Source organism: Myxococcus sp. AM011 (assembly GCF_013372595.1).
GTDB classification, from domain to species: Bacteria; Myxococcota; Myxococcia; order Myxococcales; family Myxococcaceae; genus Myxococcus; species Myxococcus eversor.
Map to the genome: position 1 here is coordinate 1 of NZ_JABXEM010000506.1, position 2,434 is coordinate 2,434.

Sequence of the window (2,434 nt, forward strand, 5' to 3'; positions counted from 1 at the left end):
GGGTGGGGGCGGCAGGCGAGCATTCCAGGGCCGAGGCCCCGCCAACCTTGACTTGATCCTCCATGCCGACTAGGAGGGTCGGCCTTTCCAGGCCTCCGTGGAGTTTCGACGGCGGACCTGCGGTTGGTTAGGCACGTTCAGCGGTCCCCCGGCATGCACCTGGCGGCCGCGAGAAGTTTGGAGTGCAAGAAATGTCGCAGAAGACCTACAGCGCGAAGGCTGGGGACATCAAGCGCCAGTGGCACGTCGTTGACGTGTCCGACAAGGTGCTGGGCCGCGCGGCGAGCCAGATTGCCACCCTCCTCAAGGGCAAGCACAAGGCCATCTACACGCCGTCCATCGACACGGGCGACCACGTCATCGTCATCAACGCCGACAAGGTGAAGGTGACGGGAACGAAGGAGCAGGACAAGCTCTACTACCGGCACTCCCGTGCGGGTTTCCCGGGTGGCTTGAAGATCACCAACCTGGAGAAGCTCCGTCAGCGTCACCCCGAGGACGTCATCCTCAACGCCGTGCGTCGCATGATGCCCCGCAACGCGCTGGGCCGGCAGATGATGACGAAGCTGAAGGTCTACGCAGGTGACACCCACCCGCACGCCGCCCAGAAGCCGGCCGCGTTCGCGGTCGAGGCGTAAGGGAGACAACGTCCATGCCCATTCACCAAGAGCTCGGTTTCTACGCCACCGGCCGCCGCAAGGAAGCCACCGCCCGCGTGTGGCTCCGTCCCGGCACGGGTCAGGTCACCGTCAACGGTCGGGAGATCAACGACTACTTCGGTCGTGAGACCTCGAAGATGGTGCTCAATCAGCCCCTCGAGATCCTCGAGCAGAAGGGGAAGCTCGACGTCACCGTGAACGTTCGCGGCGGCGGTCTCTCCGGTCAGGCCGGTGCCATCCGTCACGGCATCGCCCGCGCCCTGTGCGCCTTCAACCCGGAGTTCCGTCCGGCGCTGAAGAAGGCCGGCTTCCTCACCCGCGATGCTCGCGCGGTCGAGCGCAAGAAGTACGGTCAGCCGGGCGCGCGTCGCCGGTTCCAGTTCTCCAAGCGCTAACCGCTCAGGTTGGTCGCTCGGTTGTCTCCCACGGCGGAGGCTCTCTCACGAGGGTCTCCGCCGTGGTGTTTTCCGGGACTCACTGCTTCCCTCGGTCGCTTCGGCGCGGGGGCGTCTGCTACGATTCCAGGCGCCCATGGAACTGAATGAGATTCTGCAGATCGCCCTGCGCGGCGGTGCCTCCGACATTCATCTCAAGGCAGGTCTGCCACCCATGTTCCGGGTGGATGGCTCGCTGGTGCCGTTGAAGGACGGTCGTCGCCTCCCTCCCGAGGAGGTGGCGCGCATGGCCTTCGGCATCATGAACGAGTTCCAGAAGGAGAAGTTCAAGTCGAGCAACGAGGTGGACCTGGCGTACGGCGTTCCGGGCCTGGGTCGCTTCCGCGTGAACGTCTTCCAGCAGCGAGGCACCGTGGGCGCGGTGCTGCGTGTCATCCCGTTCAAGGTGATGACCATGCAGGACCTGTTGTTGCCACAGGTGCTGGCGAAGATTTGTGGTGAGGAGCGCGGCCTGGTCCTGGTGACGGGGACGACGGGCTCGGGCAAGTCCACGACGTTGGCGGCGATGATCGACCACATCAACGCCAACGAGACCAGCCACATCATGACGATTGAGGACCCCATCGAGTTCCTCATCCGGGACAAGCGCTCCATCGTGAACCAGCGCGAAGTGGGCGTGGACACGATGAGCTTCGCGCAGGCGCTCAAGAGCGCGCTGCGGCAGGACCCGGACGTCATCCTCGTGGGCGAAATGCGAGACCACGAGACCATCGAAACGGCGCTGCACGCGGCGGAGACGGGCCACCTCGTCATGTCGACGCTGCACACGCTGGACGCGACCGAGACGGTCAACCGCATCGTCTCAGCCTTCCCTCCGCACCAGCAGAAGCAGGTGCGCATCCAACTCGCGAGCGTGCTCAAGGGCGTGGTCAGCCAGCGCCTGGTGCCGCGCGCGGACGGCAAGGGCCGCGTGGCCGCCGTCGAAGTGCTGCGAGTCACCGCGCGCGTGCGTGAGCTCATCGAGGACAAGGACCGGACGAAGGAGATTCACGACGCCATCGCCCAGGGCACCGACTCGTACGGCATGCAGACCTTCGACCAGTCGTTGATGAGCCTGGTTCGGCAGGGGCTGGTGACTTACGAGGAGGCCCACCGCCAGGCGTCCAACCCGGACGACTTCGCGCTGCGCTTCTCCGGCATCAGCGGCACGTCCGACTCGAAGTGGGACAACTTCGACGCCAAGCCCGGCGATGCCCGCCCGATTCCCGGCTCCGCCGCCTTCGCGCAGAAGGGAGCGCCCACGGGGGCCGCCGCGCCGCCTCCGGCTGCTCCGCCCACGCCGGTGCCCGCCCAGGCCCAGCGTCCGGCGCCGCCCACGGC

General features: G+C 66.4%; 3 protein-coding genes. All 3 read left to right on the forward strand.

Features of this window, described 5'->3' with window-relative positions:
• Window positions 1-191 precede the first annotated feature (191 nt).
• Window positions 192-638 (forward strand): 50S ribosomal protein L13, encoded by a 447-nt coding sequence (gene rplM, locus HUW62_RS46765; RefSeq protein ID WP_163866806.1) that lies wholly within the window; start codon window positions 192-194, stop codon window positions 636-638.
• Between the two features lie 14 nt (window positions 639-652).
• Window positions 653-1,054 carry a 30S ribosomal protein S9 gene (rpsI, locus tag HUW62_RS46770; protein WP_163866807.1) on the forward strand — a complete coding sequence of 134 codons (402 nt, stop codon included), beginning with the start codon at window positions 653-655 and terminating at the stop codon, window positions 1,052-1,054.
• 136 nt (window positions 1,055-1,190) lie between these two features.
• Window positions 1,191-2,434: type IV pilus twitching motility protein PilT (locus HUW62_RS46775; protein ID WP_176438138.1), on the forward strand; the 1,244-nt coding region annotated here is incomplete at its 3' end.